Below are 17445 nucleotides of genomic sequence, written 5' to 3'. Positions count from 1 at the left end.
CAAGGCGGGAGAAAACTCCCGCCATGGTGATGTTATGCGAAACGAATGGCTTAGCCAGCCATCTGCTTTTCGCGGATTTCCGCCAGTGTTTTGCAGTCGATGCACAGATCGGCAGTCGGACGCGCTTCCAGACGACGGATACCGATTTCAACTCCGCAGGACTCGCAGAAGCCGAAATCTTCGTCTTCGACCTTCTTGAGCGTTTTTTCGATCTTTTTGATCAGCTTGCGCTCACGGTCGCGGTTACGCAGTTCGAGGCTGAATTCTTCTTCCTGTGCGGCACGGTCGACCGGGTCCGGGAAGTTAGCTGCTTCGTCTTGCATATGAGTCACGGTACGATCAACTTCATCCCTGAGTTGGTTACGCCACGCTTCAAGAATACGCTTGAAGTGAGACAGCTGGGCTTCGTTCATATACTCTTCACCCGGCTTCTCTTGGTATGGCTCCACCCCAGCGATGGCGAGAATACTCAGGGACGATGTTTTACGGATTTGCCCTTCTTGCATGTTGCTTCTCCTTAACACGCACTATCGATCCCCATGTGGGGGAAAAATCAGGCCGCTATAAATAGCAGATGCTTTTCAGGATAGCAATTGTCTAAACGTTACACTTGACAACCCTGTGAGGAAAAGCGTATTTGCGCACGCGACCAGCACATTTATTACTCAGCCGTTATCACCGGTGTTAACACCACGGGCAACGGCTCTTTCAGAGTCATATTATCGGCAGAAAGTTCCGCTTTATAAGCCAGAATTTCGACCCCCTTTTTTTGTGCCTCATTCAACAACTGCGCGTACGTCGGATCGATATGGCGCGCGGGTGAAAATTGGGTGATGGCAGAGTGAAGTACCGCAAATAATACCACGGCACGGTCACCTGAGGCCGCCACGCCCATCAACTCTCGCAAATGCTTCTGACCACGTTCTGTCACCGCATCGGGGAAATAACCGTACTCTTGTTCCGCTAACGTAACCGATTTCACTTCAATATAGCAGTCAGGACGCTCCTCCGCCTCTAGCTTGAAATCAATCCGGCTGCGCTCTGAACCGTATTTCACTTCGCTTTTCAACACGCTATAACCCTTCAGTTCGGGAATAGCATCGGACTGAATAGCTTCTTTTACCAGCTGATTGGCCCGTAATGTGTTGACACAAATAAATGCACCCGTTTGCGTCTCGGTGATTTCCCAGGTGTGCGGGTATTTGCGCGTTTTACTGTCCGAAATCGAGTACCAAACGGTATCGCCTGGGGTGGCGCAGCCGGTCATCGCACCGGTGTTTGGACAATGCAGGGTTAATTCTTCACCTTCGGGGGTGATAACGTCGGCCAGGAAACGTTTATAGCGCTGAATAAGGCGGGCGTGTTTTAACGGCGGCAGAAACTGCATGACGATTCCTTGTTATTCGGTAAGAGTCCAGTGCGTAAGCCGGGTATAACGGGTGCGTCCGCGAGAATATTCAGAAGAGTACAGCGCAAATTCAGAGATGGGCACCTGCCAGCTAAAACCCGGTGCGGGAATGGGCACGGCGGTCGCCGTATTGCGCAGCAGCGTAATGTGCGGGTGGAACGGCTGCGGGCTTTGATAGCAGCCGCTGCGGGCCGCCTGAGCGCGCAGCATATTCGCCAGCTGTAATAACCCGCGTGGCGGCTGGCGCGTGCCGAGCCACACCACCTGCGAACGCAGCCACTGCCCGGCATCGTTGAGATCTACTGTGAAACCCGGCTGGCGGATGCGCCCGGCCAGCGTCTCTAACGCCCGCTGTTTGTCTGCACTCACTTCGCCAAGGAACGCCAGGGTCAGATGTAAATTCGCGGCAGCCACCGGACGCCCGCTGTCGGCGGGGAAGTTCGCGGCGCGCCAGTGAATAATCTGCTGCTGCACGTCATCGGGAAGCTCAAGGGCGAAAAACAGTCTTTTGGGTTCGGGCATGCCAGGGTCTCGGTAATGATTTAGCGCAATGCTACAATGCCCGACCATTTAAAGTCACCCACTGGAGCCCTTTGTGTCGTCATTGCCGGTCGCCTCTGTCCTTCCCGAACTTCTCCAGGCGCTAAAAACGGCGCCCCAGGTGCTGCTGAACGCGCCCACCGGTGCCGGTAAATCGACCTGGCTGCCGCTGCAAATCCTGCATTCTGGCGGCATTGAAGGCAAAATTATCCTGCTGGAACCGCGCAGACTGGCGGCGCGAAACGTTGCCCAGCGATTAGCGGAACTGCTGAATGAAAAGCCGGGCGACACCGTGGGATATCGAATGCGCGCCGAAACCTGCGTCGGTAAAAACCCCCGCCTCGAAGTGGTGACGGAAGGCATTCTCACCCGCATGATCCAGCGCGACCCAGAACTGAGCGGCGTTGGGCTGGTTATCCTCGATGAATTCCATGAACGCAGCCTGCAGGCCGATTTAGCGCTGGCGCTGTTGCTCGATGTGCAGCAAGGGCTGCGAGACGATTTAAAACTGCTCATCATGTCCGCGACGCTGGATAACGTCCGATTGCAGACGCTTTTGCCCGACGCGCCGGTGATTTCGTCCGAGGGCCGTGCGTTCCCGGTGGAAAGACGCTATCAGGCGCTAGCCACACATCAGCGTTTTGATGAAGCCGTGGCGGCGGCTACGGCGGAACTGCTGCGCAATGAGGCGGGCTCGCTGCTGCTGTTTTTACCGGGAGTGGGTGAAATCCAGCGTGTACAGGATCAGCTCGCGGGGCGGGTCGGCACTGATGTGGTGCTGTGCCCGTTGTACGGGGCGCTGTCGTTAAGCGAACAGCGCAAGGCTATCCTGCCCGTAGAAAAAGGGCTGCGAAAAGTGGTGCTGGCGACCAACATCGCAGAAACCAGTCTGACCATTGAAGGCATTCGTCTGGTCGTCGACTGCGCCCAGGAGCGCGTGGCGCGTTTCGACCCTCGCACCGGATTGACGCGTTTACTTACCCAGCGTGTCAGCCAGGCATCAATGACCCAGCGTGCTGGCCGTGCCGGGCGACTGGAGCCGGGGATTTGTCTGCATCTGCTGGGCAAAGAGCAGGCTGAACGCGCGGCGGCGCAGGGCGAGCCGGAAATCTTACAAAGCGATCTCTGCGGGCTGGAGCTCGAACTGTTGCAGTGGGGCTGTCAGGATCCGGCGCAGCTGAACTGGCTGGATCAACCGCCTGCCACCAATCTGGCGGCTGCGCGAACGTTGTTGTCCCAGCTTGGCGCGTTCGACGGCAAGCAGCTGACGGCGCAGGGGCAGAAAATGGCAACCCTCGGTAATGACCCGCGTCTGGCGGCGATGCTGGTGGCGGCAGCTTCGCCGGACGAGGTGGCGACTGCCGCAAAACTGGCCGCGATTCTGGAAGAGCCACCGCGCGGCGGAAATGCTGATCTCGGAATGGCGTTTTCCCGCAATCAGCCGAACTGGCAGCAGCGCGCCAAAGTACTGAGCCAGCGCATTGATAAGCCATCCGGCCAGCCCGATGCCGGGCGAATAACGGCACTGCTGGCGAAAGGGTTTGCCGATCGCATCGCGCGACGACGCGGTCAGGAAGGGCGCTACCAGCTGGCGAACGGCATGGGTGCGATGCTGGATGCCGACGATGCACTGGGCCGCCATGAATGGCTGATTGCGCCACTTCTATTGCAGGGCAGTCAGTCCCCGGATGCGCGAATTTTACAGGCGCTGGCGCTCGACATCGACACGCTGGTGGCCGAATGCCCTGAACTGCTTTCGCAGTCTGACACCATCGAATGGGATGAAAACCAGGGCACGCTGAAAGCCTGGCGTCGCAGCCGTATCGGACAGCTGACAGTAAAGGTGCAGCCGCTGGCGAAACCTTCCGAAGACGAACTGCATCAGGCAATGCTCAACGGCCTGCGTGATAAAGGCCTGAGTATCCTTAACTGGACGCCGGAAGCAGAGCAGCTACGCTTGCGTATTCAGAGCGCCGCCCGTTGGCTGTGCGAAGATGAATGGCCCGCTGTGGATGATGAAGTATTGTTGGCTGGGCTCGAGTCCTGGCTGCTGCCGCATATGACCGGAGTACATTCGCTGAAAGCTCTGAAGGCGCTAAATATCACCCAGGCATTACAGGGTTTACTGCCCTGGTCATTGCGACAACGTCTGGATAGTGAGCTACCCACGCATTACACTGTGCCGACCGGAAGCCGGATTGCCCTGCGTTATGATGCGGATAACCCACCGGTTTTGTCGGTGCGAATGCAGGAAATGTTTGGCGAGGCGAATACGCCGACTATCGCGCAAGGCCGTGTGGCGCTGGTGCTGGAGCTACTGTCTCCGGCACAGCGACCGTTGCAAATCACACGCGATCTCAGTGCGTTTTGGGCGGGCGCTTACCGCGAAGTGCAGAAAGAGATGAAAGGGCGTTACCCGAAACACGTCTGGCCGGATGACCCGGCGAGCACGGCACCGACGCGACGCACGAAAAAGTATTCGTAAAGTGAGGGGGAGTGCGGTCTGATACCCTCATCCAGCCCTCTTCTACAAGAAGAGGGAGAAAACATTTTGAGAGATTTCTTCTTTCACCACGACGTGAAAGGAAAGAGAATCAGGCGCTTACGCCTGAATTTAGCGGAGAAAAAGTATGGCGGGGAATGACCGCGAGCCGATTGGACGTAAAGGCAAGCCTGCACGTCCGGCTAAGCAGAAGGTTAGCCGTCGTCGTCTCAGGGACGAAGAGTACGACGATGATGATTACGAAGATGAGGATGACGAACCGATGCCGCGTAATGGAAAAGGTAAAGGCAAGAAGCCTCGTCGCAAATACGGTTGGTTCTGGCTGCTGGTCAAATTAGGCATCGTTTTTGCGGTGTTGATGGCCATTTACGGCGTCTATCTGGATCAGAAAATCCGTGCCCGTATCGACGGTAAAGTGTGGCAACTGCCAGCGGCGGTCTATGGCCGTATGGTTAACCTCGAACCGGATATGCCTGTCAGCAAGAATGAGATGGTGCGACTGCTGACGGCCACGCAGTACCGCCAGGTGACGGCGATGACCCGTCCGGGCGAATTTACGGTGCAGTCCAACAGCATCGAGATGATCCGTCGACCGTTTGATTTCCCGGACAGTAAAGAAGGGCAGGTGCGCGCGCGTCTGACCTTTGATGGCGATCATCTGGATTCCATCACTAACATGGATAACAACCGTCAGTTCGGTTTCTTCCGTCTCGATCCGCGCCTGATAACCATGATGTCATCGCCTAACGGCGAGCAGCGCCTGTTTGTGCCGCGCAGTGGTTTCCCGGACTTGCTGATCGACACGCTGATTGCGACCGAAGACCGTCACTTCTACGAGCATGACGGCATTAGCTTCTACTCGATGGGGCGTGCGGTACTGGCGAACCTGACGGCGGGCCGAACGGTGCAGGGCGCAAGTACCCTGACCCAACAGCTGGTGAAAAACCTGTTCCTCTCCAGCGAACGCTCCTACTGGCGTAAAGCCAACGAAGCGTACATGGCGCTGATCATGGATGCCCGTTACAGCAAAGACAGGATCCTTGAGCTGTATATGAACGAGGTGTACCTCGGTCAGAGCGGCGACAACGAAATCCGCGGCTTCCCGCTGGCGAGCCTGTACTACTTTGGCCGCCCGGTGGAAGAACTGAGCCTTGACCAGCAGGCGCTGCTGGTGGGCATGGTGAAAGGGGCGTCGATCTACAACCCGTGGCGTAACCCGAAACTCGCGCTCGAACGTCGTAACCTGGTCCTGCGCCTGCTGCAACAGCAGAAGGTTATCGATCAGGAGCTGTACGACATGCTCAGCGCGCGTCCGTTGGGCGTGCAGCCGCGCGGTGGGGTAATTTCTCCACAGCCTGCGTTTATGCAGATGGTTCGTCAGGAGCTGCAGGCGAAGCTCGGTGACAAGGTGAAAGATCTTTCCGGTGTGAAAATCTTTACCACCTTCGATTCCGTGGCCCAGGATGCGGCAGAAAAAGCGGCGACCGAAGGCATTCCTGTCCTGAAGAAGCAGCGCAAGCTGAGCGACCTCGAAACCGCGATGGTGATTGTCGACCGTATGACTGGCGAAGTCCGGGCGATGGTTGGCGGTGCAGAGCCGCAGTATGCGGGTTATAACCGCGCGATGCAGGCGCGTCGTTCGATTGGTTCTCTGGCAAAACCGGCGACCTATCTGACCGCGCTGAGTCAGGCGAATACCTATCGTCTGAATACCTGGATTGCCGATGCGCCCGTCACGATTCATCTGTCGAACGGCCAGACCTGGTCGCCGCAGAACGATGATAAGCGCTTTAGCGGTCAGGTAATGTTAGTCGACGCGTTGACCCGTTCGATGAACGTGCCGACGGTAAACCTCGGGATGGCGCTTGGCCTGCCAGCGATCACCGATACCTGGCAAAAACTCGGCGTGCCGAAAGATCAGCTGCATCCTGTTCCGGCGATGATTCTTGGGGCACTGAACCTGACGCCAATCGAAGTGGCGCAGGCGTTCCAGACTATCTCCAGCGGCGGTAACCGTGCGACGCTGTCTGCGCTGCGTTCGGTCATTGCGGAAGATGGCACCGTGCTGTACCAGAGCTATCCGCAAGCTGAACGTGCCGTTCCGGCACAGGCGGCTTACATGACGTTGTGGACCATGCAGCAGGTTGTGCAGCGCGGTACCGGTCGTCAGCTTGGCGCGAAGTACCCGAATCTGCATCTGGCGGGTAAAACCGGGACCACGAACAACAACGTCGACACCTGGTTCGCTGGGGTTGACGGACGTGAAGTGGTGATCACCTGGGTTGGCCGCGATAACAACCAGCCAACTAAGCTGTATGGGGCCAGTGGTGCGATGTCCATTTATCAGCGTTATCTGTCCAACGAGTCGCCGATCCCACTGGATCTGACGCCACCGGAAGATATCGTCAATATGAGCGTCGACGACAACGGCAACTTTATCTGTGATGGAGCAGGCATGCGTCAGCTGCCGGTCTGGACGACCAATCCGGATCAGCTGTGTCAGCAGAGCGAGGCGATGCAACAACAGCAGCAGGACGGAAATCCGTTCGGCGGCCAAACGCAGCAGCAGCCACAGCAGCAGCCTCAACAACAACAACAACAGCAACAGCAGCCAGCGAAGCAGGAAAAAAGCGACGGTGTAGCGGGCTGGATTAAAGATATGTTCGGCGGTAACTAAGACCTTACCCCTCACCCTAACCCTCTCCCCCAAGGGGAGAGGGGACAGTCCGGTTTTCTCCCTCGCCCCTTGGGGGAGAGGGCCGGGGGAAGGGGCAATTTTTAACCTTCCTTTAACTCCCTACTTACCATCAGGTTATTTTTTAAACCCTCAATTCTGGTAGGGGCGTATTCCGCTTGCCATGACTTCCGCGTTTCGCCTATTATTCTGCGGGCATAATAATAATTCTCGTTTACGTTATCATTCACTCAATATCATCAGAGAACAATAATGGCGCGTCTCAACACTGCTCAGCCAATGAATACCTCAGTGCGCAAGCTCGCATGGGTAGTAGCCACAGCGGTTAGCGGCATGTCTGTCAACGCACAGGCGGCAACACAACCGAAGGAAGAAACCCTGACTGTGACGGCCGCCCCTGCGGCGCCGCAGGAAAGCGCGTGGGGCCCAGCGGCCACCATCGCCGCCAAACATTCCGCCACCGCCACGAAAACCGACACCCCGATTGAAAAAACCCCGCAGTCTGTCTCGGTGGTCACGCGCGAAGAGATGGATACCCATCAGCCAAAGTCAGTGAAAGAAGCCTTAGGCTATACTCCGGGCGTAATGGTCAACAGTCGTGGTGCATCCAGCACCTATGATTTTGTCATCATTCGTGGTTTCTCTTCCGTCGGGCTCAACCAGAATAACTATCTTGATGGCCTTAAGCTGCAAGGTAACTTCTACAACGATGCGGTTGTTGATCCCTATATGCTGGAGCGCGTTGAACTGATGCGTGGCCCAACCTCGGTGCTTTACGGCAAAAGTAACCCAGGTGGCATTATTTCTATGGTCAGCAAACGCCCGACCACTGACTCTCTGAAAGAAGTTCAGTTTAAGATGGGGACAGACAACCTGTTCCAGACGGGCTTTGACTTCAGTGATGCGATTGATGACGACGGCGTTTACTCCTATCGTCTGACCGGTGTGGCGCGTTCAAATAACGAACAGCAAGTCAATGCGGAGCAGCAGCGTTATGCTATCGCGCCGTCTTTCTCGTGGCGCCCGGACGACAAAACCAACTTCACTTTCCTCTCGTACTTCCAGAACGAACCGGAAACGGGCTATTACGGCTGGTTGCCTAAAGAGGGCACAGTAGAGAAGCTGCCAAACGGGTCTCGCCTGCCGACGAATTTCAATGAAGGCGCCAGTAACAATAGCTATTCCCGCAATGAAAAAATGGTAGGTTACAGCTTTGAACATGGCTTTAACGACACCTTCACCGTGCGTCAGAATCTGCGTTTTGCAGAGCTGAAAACAGCGCAACAGAGCGTATACGGGACCGGTATTGCTGCGGATGGGCACACGCTGAATCGTGGGACCGTGGTGGATAACGAACGCCTGCAAAACTTCAGCGTTGATACACAGCTTGAAAGCAAATTTGCCACTGGCGACATGAGCCACACGTTGTTAACGGGCGTCGACTTTATGCGCATGCGTAACGACATTAATGCTGCTTTCGGTTCCGCTCCACCTATCGATCTGTACAGTGGTTACACGCCGGAACATTATGATTTTGGTGACGCAGAGCCTTACCAGATGAATGAAACCAAACAGACGGGTCTGTATGTTCAGGATCAGGCTGAATGGAATAAATGGGTGTTTACCCTTGGTGGTCGTTACGACTGGTCGCAGCAGGCAACAACGGTTCGCCAGAACTCGACCACGCCACAGGCCGGTTACGTTGAACGTAATGATGAGAAATTTACCTGGCGTGGTGGGGTGAACTATCTGTTCGACAATGGGATCTCCCCGTACTTCAGCTACAGTCAGTCTTTCGAACCAAGCGCATTTGATTTGTGGAGTACACCGCGTGCTTCTTATGCTCCTTCCAAAGGTGAGCAGTATGAAGCGGGGGTAAAATATGTACCGAACGATCGTCCGATTGTGCTCACGGCAGCGGTTTACCAGCTGACCAAAACCAACAACCTGACTGCCGATCCGAATAATCCATTGGGCCAGGTCCCTGCGGGTGAGATTCGCGCACGGGGTGTGGAACTTGAAGCCAAGGCGGCTCTCAATGCCAACATTAATCTGACGGCGTCGTATACCTACACTGATGCAGAGTACACCAAAGACACCAATCTGAAAGGTAACACGCCAGAGCAGGTGCCAGAAAATATGGCTTCGCTCTGGGGGGATTACACGTTCTATGAAGGCGCACTTTCGGGTCTGACTTTAGGAACTGGCGCCCGCTACGTCGGCTCATCCTATGGCGATCCAGCGAACTCGTTCAAGGTGGATAGCGCAACCGTGGTGGATGCTGTTGTGAAATATGACCTGGCACGCTTTGGTATGGCGGGTTCAAGCCTCGCGGTTAACGTGAATAACCTGTTCGATAAAGAATACGTTGCCAGCTGCTTCCAGACCTACGGTTGTTTCTGGGGCGCAGAGCGTCAGGTTGTGGCGACAGCCACCTTCCGTTTCTAATCTCCTCTTTGGGCACGGTTCGCCGTGCCCTTTTAACAAGTTGGCCGCTATGCAGGACACCACAACTCAGACCGACACCACGTTCGCCCTGAACGATGTCACCTTCCGTGTACCAGGCCGTACGCTGCTGCACCCGCTTTCGCTGACCTTTCCACCCGGAAAAGTGACCGGCCTTATCGGCCATAACGGCTCGGGAAAATCCACGCTGTTAAAAATGTTGGGCCGTCACCAGCCGCCGTCAGAAGGCGATGTTCTGCTGGACGGACAACCGCTGGAAAGCTGGAACAGCAAAGCGTTTGCCCGCAAGGTAGCCTATTTGCCGCAGCAGTTGCCGCAGGCTGAAGGGATGACGGTACGTGAGCTGGTGGCGATTGGCCGCTATCCATGGCACGGTGCGTTGGGGCGATTTGGCGCAGCGGACCGCGAGAAAGTGGAAGAAGCGATTTCGTTGGTTGGATTGAAACCGCTGGCCCATCGCCTGGTGGACAGTCTTTCCGGCGGTGAGCGTCAGCGCGCGTGGATTGCGATGCTGGTGGCGCAGGACAGCCGTTGTCTGCTGCTGGATGAACCGACGTCGGCGCTGGATATTGCTCATCAGGTCGACGTCCTGGCGCTGGTGCATCGTCTCAGTCAGCAACGCGGTCTGACGGTGATTGCGGTACTGCATGACATCAACATGGCGGCACGCTACTGCGACTATCTGGTGGCGTTGCGCGGCGGTAAAATGATTGCCCAGGGAACGCCGGAAACGCTGATGCGTGGCGAAACGCTGGAAAAAATTTACGGAATTCCGATGGGGATCCTGCCGCATCCGGCGGGTGCTGCCCCGGTAAGCTTTGTTTATTGATGAATGATTCCCTCTCGATAAGCCGTCGTCGTTTATTGACGGCTATGGCGCTGTCTCCGCTGCTCTGGCAGATGAAAAGTGCGCACGCCGCGACGGTGGATCCGCACCGCATCGTGGCCCTCGAATGGCTGCCGGTAGAACTGCTGCTGGCGCTGGGCGTAACGCCGTACGGCGTGGCCGATATTCCCAATTATAACCTGTGGGTGAACGAACCGGCGCTGCCTGCGTCGGTGATTGACGTTGGCCTGCGTACCGAACCTAACCTCGAACTGCTGACCGAAATGAAACCGTCGTACATGGTGTGGTCGGCAGGTTATGGTCCGTCGCCAGAAAAACTGGCGCGTATCGCACCAGGGCGCGGGTTCAATTTTAGTGACGGTAAAAATCCGCTGCTCAAGGCCCGTCAGTCGTTGGTGGAAATGGGCCAGTTGCTGGGCATGGAAAACCAGGCTCATGCGCATCTCAACCATTTCGATGAATTTGTGGCGCAGCATAAACCGCGTTTTGCCGTGCGCGACGAACGACCGTTGCTGATGGTAACGCTGCTCGATGCCCGTCATGTACTGGCCTTCGGTCCGAACTGCCTGTTCCAGCAAATCCTTGATGAGTACGGGATAGTGAATGCCTGGCAGGGCGAAACCAACTTCTGGGGCAGTCAGGTGGTCGGCATCGACCGACTGGGCGAGTTTAAAGATGCAGACGTTATCTGTTTCGACCACGGCAACGAAGCCGACATGCAAAAACTGATGGCCACGCCGCTGTGGCAGGCGATGCCGTTTGTGCGTCAGCAGCGCTTCCAGCGTGTGCCAGCCGTGTGGTTCTACGGTGCGACGCTGTCGGTGATGAATTTTATCCGTATTCTCGATAACGCGTTGGGAGGCAAGGCATGAGCCAGCGCATCGCGCGTTTCCCGGCATTCATTCTCTGCGTGCTGTTTATCGCCTCGGCATGGCTGAGCTGGCACAACTTTAACGTGGCGCTGCCTCGCGGGCAGTGGCGGGAAGCGCTGTGGCAGCCGAACGTCGATAGCATCCGTCAGATGCTGTTCCACTACAGTTTGCTGCCGCGTGTGGTTATCTCGTTGCTCGTCGGCGCCGGGCTTGGGCTGGTCGGCGTCCTGTTCCAACAGGTTTTACGTAACCCTCTCGCCGAACCGACGACGCTCGGCGTCGCCACCGGTGCGCAGCTCGGTATCACGATCACCACGCTGTGGGCCGTTCCGGGCGCATTCTCAACGCAGTTTGCGGCTCTGACGGGGGCCTGTGTGGTCGGCGCGTTGGTGTTTGGCGTTTCCTGGGGCAAGCGTTTGTCGCCGGTGACGCTGATCCTCGCCGGGCTGGTGGTGAGCATGTACTGCGGCGCGGTGAATCAGCTTTTGGTGATTTTCCACCACGACCAGCTGCAAAGCATGTTCCTGTGGAGTACCGGCACGCTGACGCAAACCGACTGGAGCGTGGTGCAGCAACTTTGGCCGCAGCTGCTCGGCGGCGTGATGCTCACACTGCTGCTGCTGCGCCCGTTAACCCTGATGGGGCTCGACGACGGCGTAGCGCGCAACCTGGGCCTGGCGCTTTCGCTTGCGCGGCTTGGGGCGTTGACGCTGGCGATCGTTATCAGTGCGCTGCTGGTGAATGCGGTGGGCATTATCGGTTTTATCGGCCTGTTCGCGCCGCTGCTGGCGAAAATGCTCGGCGCGCGACGTTTGCTTTCGCGCCTGATACTGGCCCCGCTGATTGGGGCGTTGATCCTCTGGCTTTCTGACCAGCTGATTTTGTGGCTCTCACAGGTATGGATGGAAGTCTCTACCGGCTCCGTCACCGCGCTGATTGGCGCCCCGTTGCTGCTGTGGTTGCTGCCGCGTCTGCGCAGCATCAGCGCACCGGCGATGGATGCGGGCGATCGCGTCGCGGCTGAACGCCAGCGGGTGCTGGTGTGGGCGCTGGCCGGTTGTGGCGTGCTACTGGTGGGTATGCTGGCTGCGCTGTCGCTCGGGCGTGATGCGCAGGGCTGGCATTGGGCGACGGGCGATTTACTCCATGCGCTGATGGAATGGCGTGCACCGCGAATTCTGGCGGCGCTGATTGCCGGGATAATGCTGGCGGTCGCGGGCTGCATCATTCAACGTCTGACCGGCAACCCGATGGCGAGCCCAGAAGTGCTGGGGATTTCTTCTGGTGCGGCATTTGGCGTGGTGCTGATGCTGTTCTTCGTGCCGGGTAATGCCTTTGGCTGGCTGCTGCCGGCGGGGAGTCTGGGCGCGGCAGTGACGTTGATGATTATCCTGATTGCCTCAGGTCGGGGCGGATTCTCTCCGCACCGAATGCTGCTGGCCGGGATGGCGCTCAGTACCGCGTTTACAATGCTGCTGATGATGCTGCAGGCGAGCGGCGATCCGCGCATGGCGCAGATCCTGACCTGGATTTCCGGTTCCACCTATAACGCCTCTTATCAGCAGGTGCTGCATACCGGGCTGGTGATGGTGGTGCTACTGGCGCTGACGCCGTTGTGTCGGCGCTGGCTGACGATACTGCCTCTCGGTGGCGATACTGCCCGCGCGGTAGGTATGGCGCTGACCCCGGCGCGTGTGGCGCTGCTGCTGTTAGCCGCCAGCCTGACGGCTACGGCGACCATGACCATTGGTCCGCTGAGCTTTATTGGCCTGATGGCGCCGCATATCGCGCGGATGATGGGCTTCCGTCGGACGATGCCGCACATGATTCTTTCTGCGTTGGTGGGGGGAATTATGCTGGTGATCGCTGACTGGTGCGGGCGGATGGTGCTGTTCCCGTACCAAATCCCGGCTGGGCTGTTGTCGACGTTTATCGGCGCGCCGTACTTTATTTATCTGCTGAGGAAGCAGAGCCGGTAAACATGTATTGTGCGGGCTGAAGCCCTCACCCCGACCCTCTCACGGGGAGAGGGAGCAAACACTAAAAACGGCAACCGAGGGCTGCCGTTTTGCGTTACAGTTGTAGGCCGGGCAAGCGTAGCGCCGCCAGGCATCCAGCGTTACAGTTTGGCAAACACCTTACGCGCCGCGTCGATGGTGTTGTTGATATCCTGCTCGGTATGCGCCACGGACATAAAGCCCGCTTCGAACGCTGATGGCGCCAGATAAACGCCTTCTTCCAGCATCAGATGGAAGAATTTCTTGAAGCGTTCCACATCGCATTTCACCACGTCCTGATAGCAGGTTACGGTTTTCGCATCAGTGAAGAAGATGCCGAACATTCCGCCCACATTATTCACCACCAGTGGGATCCCTGTATCACGCGCAGCACGCAGCAGGCCTTCCGCCAGCTGGTTGGTCAGGCTGGTCAGGGTTTCGTGAATACCCGGCTGGGCGACTTCCGTCAGACAGGCGTAGCCGGCAGCCATCGCAATCGGGTTACCGGACAGCGTTCCCGCCTGGTAAACCGGACCGGTTGGCGCCAGCGCGTCCATCACTTCGCGACGGCCACCAAAGGCACCGACTGGCATCCCTCCACCAATGATTTTGCCCAGACAGGTCAGGTCAGGCACCACATCGTAGTAATCCTGAGCGCCAGCCAGTGCAACCCGGAAGCCAGTCATCACTTCATCGATAATGAACAGCGCGCCAAATTCGTCGCACAGGGCGCGCAGGCCCGGCAGGAAGTCAGGCTGCGGTGGAATACAGTTCATGTTGCCCGCAACAGGTTCGACGATGATGCAGGCGATATCCTGTGGATACTGCTCGAACGCTTCACGCACGGACGCCAGATCGTTATAGGTGCAGGTCAGGGTGTGTTTGGCAAAATCCGCCGGAACGCCCGGAGAGTTTGGCTGGCCGAGGGTCAGCGCGCCGGAGCCAGCTTTCACCAGCAGGCAGTCAGCGTGGCCGTGATAGCAGCCTTCGAATTTGATGATTTTGTCACGCCCGGTGAAACCCCGCGCCAGACGGATGGCGCTCATGGTCGCTTCCGTGCCGGAGTTCACCATGCGCACCATGTCCATGGTTGGAACCAGTTCGGTCACCAGCGCAGCCATTTTCACTTCCATTTCGGTCGGCGCGCCGAAGCTCAGACCGCGTGATGCCGCTTCAATCACCGCGTTACGAATGGCCGGGTGGTTGTGGCCGAGTACCATCGGGCCCCAGGAACCGACGTAGTCGATGTAGGCTTTACCATCCACATCGTACAGATACGCGCCGTCGGCACGTTCGACAAACAGTGGGGTACCGCCGACGCCGGTAAAGGCGCGGACCGGCGAGTTGACGCCGCCGGGGATCAGTTCGCGGGCCGCACTGTAGAGATTCTCAGATTTGCTCATTCGAGGTTCCTGGTTCGTAGAAAGCGTGTTAGCGGGCTATTCTAATTTATTCCCGGAAGGTTATGAAAGTTTTGCCCAATTGAAACAATGTAATAATGAAGGAATTTTAACGCGACGTACCGCCATAGGGTGGTTACAATGCAATCTGCAATTTGTCCTGGCAATTAATGATAATGGCATGAAAGCAGAAACTCCCTCTTTTGAATCACAGCAAATCGTTCGATTGCGCCGCGGGGATGCGGTACGCCGTTTAGTTCGCAGGGATAAAACACCGTTAGCCATCCTGTTGATGGCCGCACTGGTTGGCACCTTAGCCGGCCTGGTGGGGGTCGCTTTTGAAAAAGCCGTGAACTGGGTGCAAAACGTGCGCATTGGCACGTTGGCACAGGTGGCGGATCACTGGTTCTTAGTCTGGCCGTTGGCCTTTATTCTTTCCGGGCTGCTGGCGATGGTCGGCTATATCCTGGTGCGTCGTTTCGCGCCGGAAGCGGGCGGGTCAGGCATTCCTGAAATCGAAGGCGCGCTCGAAGAGCTACGCCCGGTTCGCTGGTGGCGCGTCATTCCGGTGAAATTTATTGGCGGCATGGGCACGCTGGGGGCCGGAATGGTGCTCGGTCGTGAAGGCCCGACGGTGCAACTTGGCGGCAATATTGGGCGCATGGTGCTGGATATCTTCCGTTTGCGTACCGCAGAAGCGCGTCACTCGCTGCTGGCAACCGGTGCGGCCGCAGGTCTGGCCGCGGCGTTTAATGCTCCCCTGGCGGGCATTCTTTTTATCATCGAAGAGATGCGCCCGCAGTTCCGCTACAACCTGATTTCGATTAAGGCCGTTTTCATTGGCGTTATCATGTCCAGCGTGGTGTTCCGTATCTTCAACGGTGAAACCGCCGTCATTGAGGTTGGAAAGCTCGCGAATGCGCCAGTAAACACCCTGTGGCTGTATCTGGTGCTGGGGATGATTTTCGGCTGCGTCGGACCGCTGTTTAACAACCTGGTGCTGCGTACACAGGATTTGTTCCAGCGTATTCACGGCGGCGATATCAAGAAATGGGTGCTGATTGGCGGCTTGCTCGGCGGTATCTGTGGCGTGCTCGGCCTGATTGAGCCGGAAGCGGCAGGCGGCGGGTTCAACCTCATTCCTATCGCGGCGGCGGGGCATTACACCGTCGGCCTGCTGATGTTTATCTTTATTGCGCGCGTCGTGACGACGCTGCTGTGTTTCTCGTCGGGCGCGCCTGGCGGCATTTTTGCCCCGATGCTCGCACTCGGCACGCTGCTCGGTACCGCATTCGGCATGGCGGCAACGGCGTGGTTCCCGCATTATCATCTGGAGCCGGGCACCTTTGCCATTGCTGGAATGGGCGCGCTGTTCGCGGCATCTGTGCGTGCGCCGCTGACCGGTATCGTGTTAGTTCTGGAAATGACAGACAACTATCAGCTCATTTTGCCAATGATTATTACCTGTCTTGGCGCAACACTATTAGCCCAGTTCCTGGGCGGGAAACCGCTGTACTCCTCGATTCTGACCCGTACTCTTGCAAAGCAGGAAGCCGAAAAAGCAGAGAAAGAGGAGAAAGAAAAACAGACCGTCGGGGAGAATACTTGAACGATTTAGTCAGGTATTGGATAATGAGCAAAAGACCTGGCGAGACTTTAGCCAGTGCGAATTAACCGGAGTGTGAAATGAGTGATGACGTAGCGCTGCCTCTGCAGTTTACTGATGCGGCCGCCAGCAAAGTAAAAAACCTGATTGCGGATGAAGAGAATCCGAACCTGAAACTGCGCGTCTATATCACCGGCGGTGGTTGCAGCGGGTTCCAGTACGGCTTCACTTTTGACGATCAGATTAACGATGGTGATATGACCATTGAGAAAGAAGGCGTCGGCCTGGTCGTTGACCCGATGAGCCTGCAATATCTGGTGGGCGGTTCAGTGGATTATACCGAAGGTCTGGAAGGTTCACGTTTCATCGTGACCAACCCGAATGCCAAAAGCACTTGCGGGTGTGGTTCCTCCTTCAGCGTTTAAGTTCAGGAATGCTGAAACAAAAAAGCCGTGTCATCGACACGGCTTTTTGCTATCTGGAATTCTCGTCTAAGGCGAAGGTCGGAAGTTTCAGGTGCCAGTGAATCGCCGCCAGGCGAATCACGAGCGTCACCAACATGCCGAGCATGGCCGCGTTCTCCAGCGGTATTCCGAAAGTGAAATACGCGGTAGCGTGCACGATCCCACCCAGAATACAGGCGGTGGCGTAGATTTCGGTCCGCAGGATCATCGGCACTTCGCGTGCCAGAACATCACGGATAATCCCGCCGCCGACGCCCGTTATCACGCCCATGCAGATAGCGACCAGCGGGCCGGTTCCGGCAATAAATGCTTTGTTCACGCCGATACCGACAAACACTGCGAGGCCGACCGCATCCAGCACTGGCAATATCCATTTCGGCAGGCGACGCGGCTGACGCACCAGCAAAATGGTCAACATGCTGGTGACCATCGCCACCACCAAATCGGTGGGATCTTTTACCCAGAATACCGGGCCGTGTGCCAGCGCCATATCGCGGATCGTTCCGCCGCCCACTGCAGTCACCACGCCGAGCACCAGCACGCCAAATGGGTCCATGCGTAGCTTACCAGCCAGCAGAACTCCGGAAATGGCAAATACGGCAGTACCCACGATATCCAGCCAATAGACAAGCATTGATGCGTTTCCC

13 protein-coding genes are annotated in these 17445 nt (G+C 57.1%); 8 read left to right on the top strand and 5 right to left on the bottom strand.

Annotation, left to right across the window (positions count from 1 at the left end; translation table 11 throughout):
• Window positions 1-50: 50 nt before the first annotated feature.
• From dksA to thpR, 3 genes are all read right to left on the bottom strand, one after another.
• Entirely contained in the window at window positions 51-506 is a 456-nt protein-coding gene (gene dksA / locus MUU51_RS12195) for an RNA polymerase-binding protein DksA (RefSeq protein ID WP_110510818.1), read from the bottom strand.
• Window positions 507-661: 155 nt separating this feature from the next.
• Window positions 662-1387: a DNA/RNA nuclease SfsA gene (sfsA, locus tag MUU51_RS12190; RefSeq protein ID WP_258967836.1), complete on the bottom strand. Its 726-nt coding sequence runs from the start codon at window positions 1385-1387 to the stop codon at window positions 662-664.
• Window positions 1388-1399: 12 nt separating this feature from the next.
• On the bottom strand, window positions 1400-1930 hold the full coding sequence (gene thpR / locus MUU51_RS12185; RefSeq protein ID WP_159770951.1) for an RNA 2',3'-cyclic phosphodiesterase: 531 nt from the start codon (window positions 1928-1930) through the stop codon (window positions 1400-1402).
• Window positions 1931-2003: 73 nt separating this feature from the next.
• On the opposite strand from thpR, the gene hrpB reads away from it, so the two are divergent.
• The 6 genes from hrpB (at window position 2004) to fhuB (ending at window position 13310) form a co-directional block, all read left to right on the top strand.
• Window positions 2004-4433, top strand: coding sequence for an ATP-dependent helicase HrpB (hrpB, locus tag MUU51_RS12180; RefSeq protein ID WP_258967835.1), 2430 nt, complete (start codon window positions 2004-2006; stop codon window positions 4431-4433).
• A 145-nt stretch (window positions 4434-4578) separates the two neighbouring features.
• Entirely contained in the window at window positions 4579-7128 is a 2550-nt protein-coding gene (mrcB, locus tag MUU51_RS12175) for a bifunctional glycosyl transferase/transpeptidase (protein WP_258967834.1), read from the top strand.
• A 270-nt stretch (window positions 7129-7398) separates the two neighbouring features.
• Window positions 7399-9594: a ferrichrome porin FhuA gene (gene fhuA / locus MUU51_RS12170; RefSeq protein WP_258967833.1), complete on the top strand. Its 2196-nt coding sequence runs from the start codon at window positions 7399-7401 to the stop codon at window positions 9592-9594.
• Between the two features lie 49 nt (window positions 9595-9643).
• Window positions 9644-10441 carry a Fe3+-hydroxamate ABC transporter ATP-binding protein FhuC gene (fhuC, locus tag MUU51_RS12165; RefSeq protein ID WP_159770939.1) on the top strand — a complete coding sequence of 266 codons (798 nt, stop codon included), beginning with the start codon at window positions 9644-9646 and terminating at the stop codon, window positions 10439-10441.
• Entirely contained in the window at window positions 10441-11331 is an 891-nt protein-coding gene (fhuD, locus tag MUU51_RS12160) for a Fe(3+)-hydroxamate ABC transporter substrate-binding protein FhuD (RefSeq protein ID WP_258967832.1), read from the top strand. Before fhuC ends, fhuD begins: the two co-directional genes overlap by 1 nt.
• Complete coding sequence (fhuB, locus tag MUU51_RS12155; protein WP_258967831.1) at window positions 11328-13310, top strand: Fe(3+)-hydroxamate ABC transporter permease FhuB; 1983 nt, start codon at window positions 11328-11330, stop codon at window positions 13308-13310. Before fhuD ends, fhuB begins: the two co-directional genes overlap by 4 nt.
• 140 nt (window positions 13311-13450) lie before the next feature.
• On the opposite strand, the gene hemL is transcribed toward fhuB, so the two are convergent.
• The gene (gene hemL / locus MUU51_RS12150) at window positions 13451-14731 is read right to left on the bottom strand and encodes a glutamate-1-semialdehyde 2,1-aminomutase (RefSeq protein WP_258967830.1); all 1281 of its coding nucleotides are present in this window, start codon (window positions 14729-14731) and stop codon (window positions 13451-13453) included.
• A 178-nt stretch (window positions 14732-14909) separates the two neighbouring features.
• On the opposite strand from hemL, the gene clcA reads away from it, so the two are divergent.
• Both clcA and erpA read left to right on the top strand, forming a co-directional pair.
• Window positions 14910-16337, top strand: coding sequence for a H(+)/Cl(-) exchange transporter ClcA (clcA, locus tag MUU51_RS12145; protein WP_159770927.1), 1428 nt, complete (start codon window positions 14910-14912; stop codon window positions 16335-16337).
• A gap of 77 nt (window positions 16338-16414) precedes the next feature.
• Window positions 16415-16759, top strand: a complete 345-nt coding sequence (gene erpA, locus MUU51_RS12140; RefSeq protein WP_110510828.1) for an iron-sulfur cluster insertion protein ErpA — start codon at window positions 16415-16417, stop codon at window positions 16757-16759.
• Window positions 16760-16808: 49 nt separating this feature from the next.
• Here erpA and MUU51_RS12135 read toward each other — a convergent pair whose 3' ends face one another.
• Window positions 16809-17432 carry a TRIC cation channel family protein gene (locus tag MUU51_RS12135; protein WP_159770924.1) on the bottom strand — a complete coding sequence of 208 codons (624 nt, stop codon included), beginning with the start codon at window positions 17430-17432 and terminating at the stop codon, window positions 16809-16811.
• Between the last annotated feature and the right edge of the window lie 13 nt (window positions 17433-17445).

This window comes from Scandinavium manionii, from assembly GCF_024764775.1.
GTDB lineage: Bacteria > Pseudomonadota > Gammaproteobacteria > Enterobacterales > Enterobacteriaceae > Scandinavium > Scandinavium manionii.
Note: the sequence above shows the minus strand (reverse complement) of the source record. Positions and strands in the feature narration are given on the sequence as shown.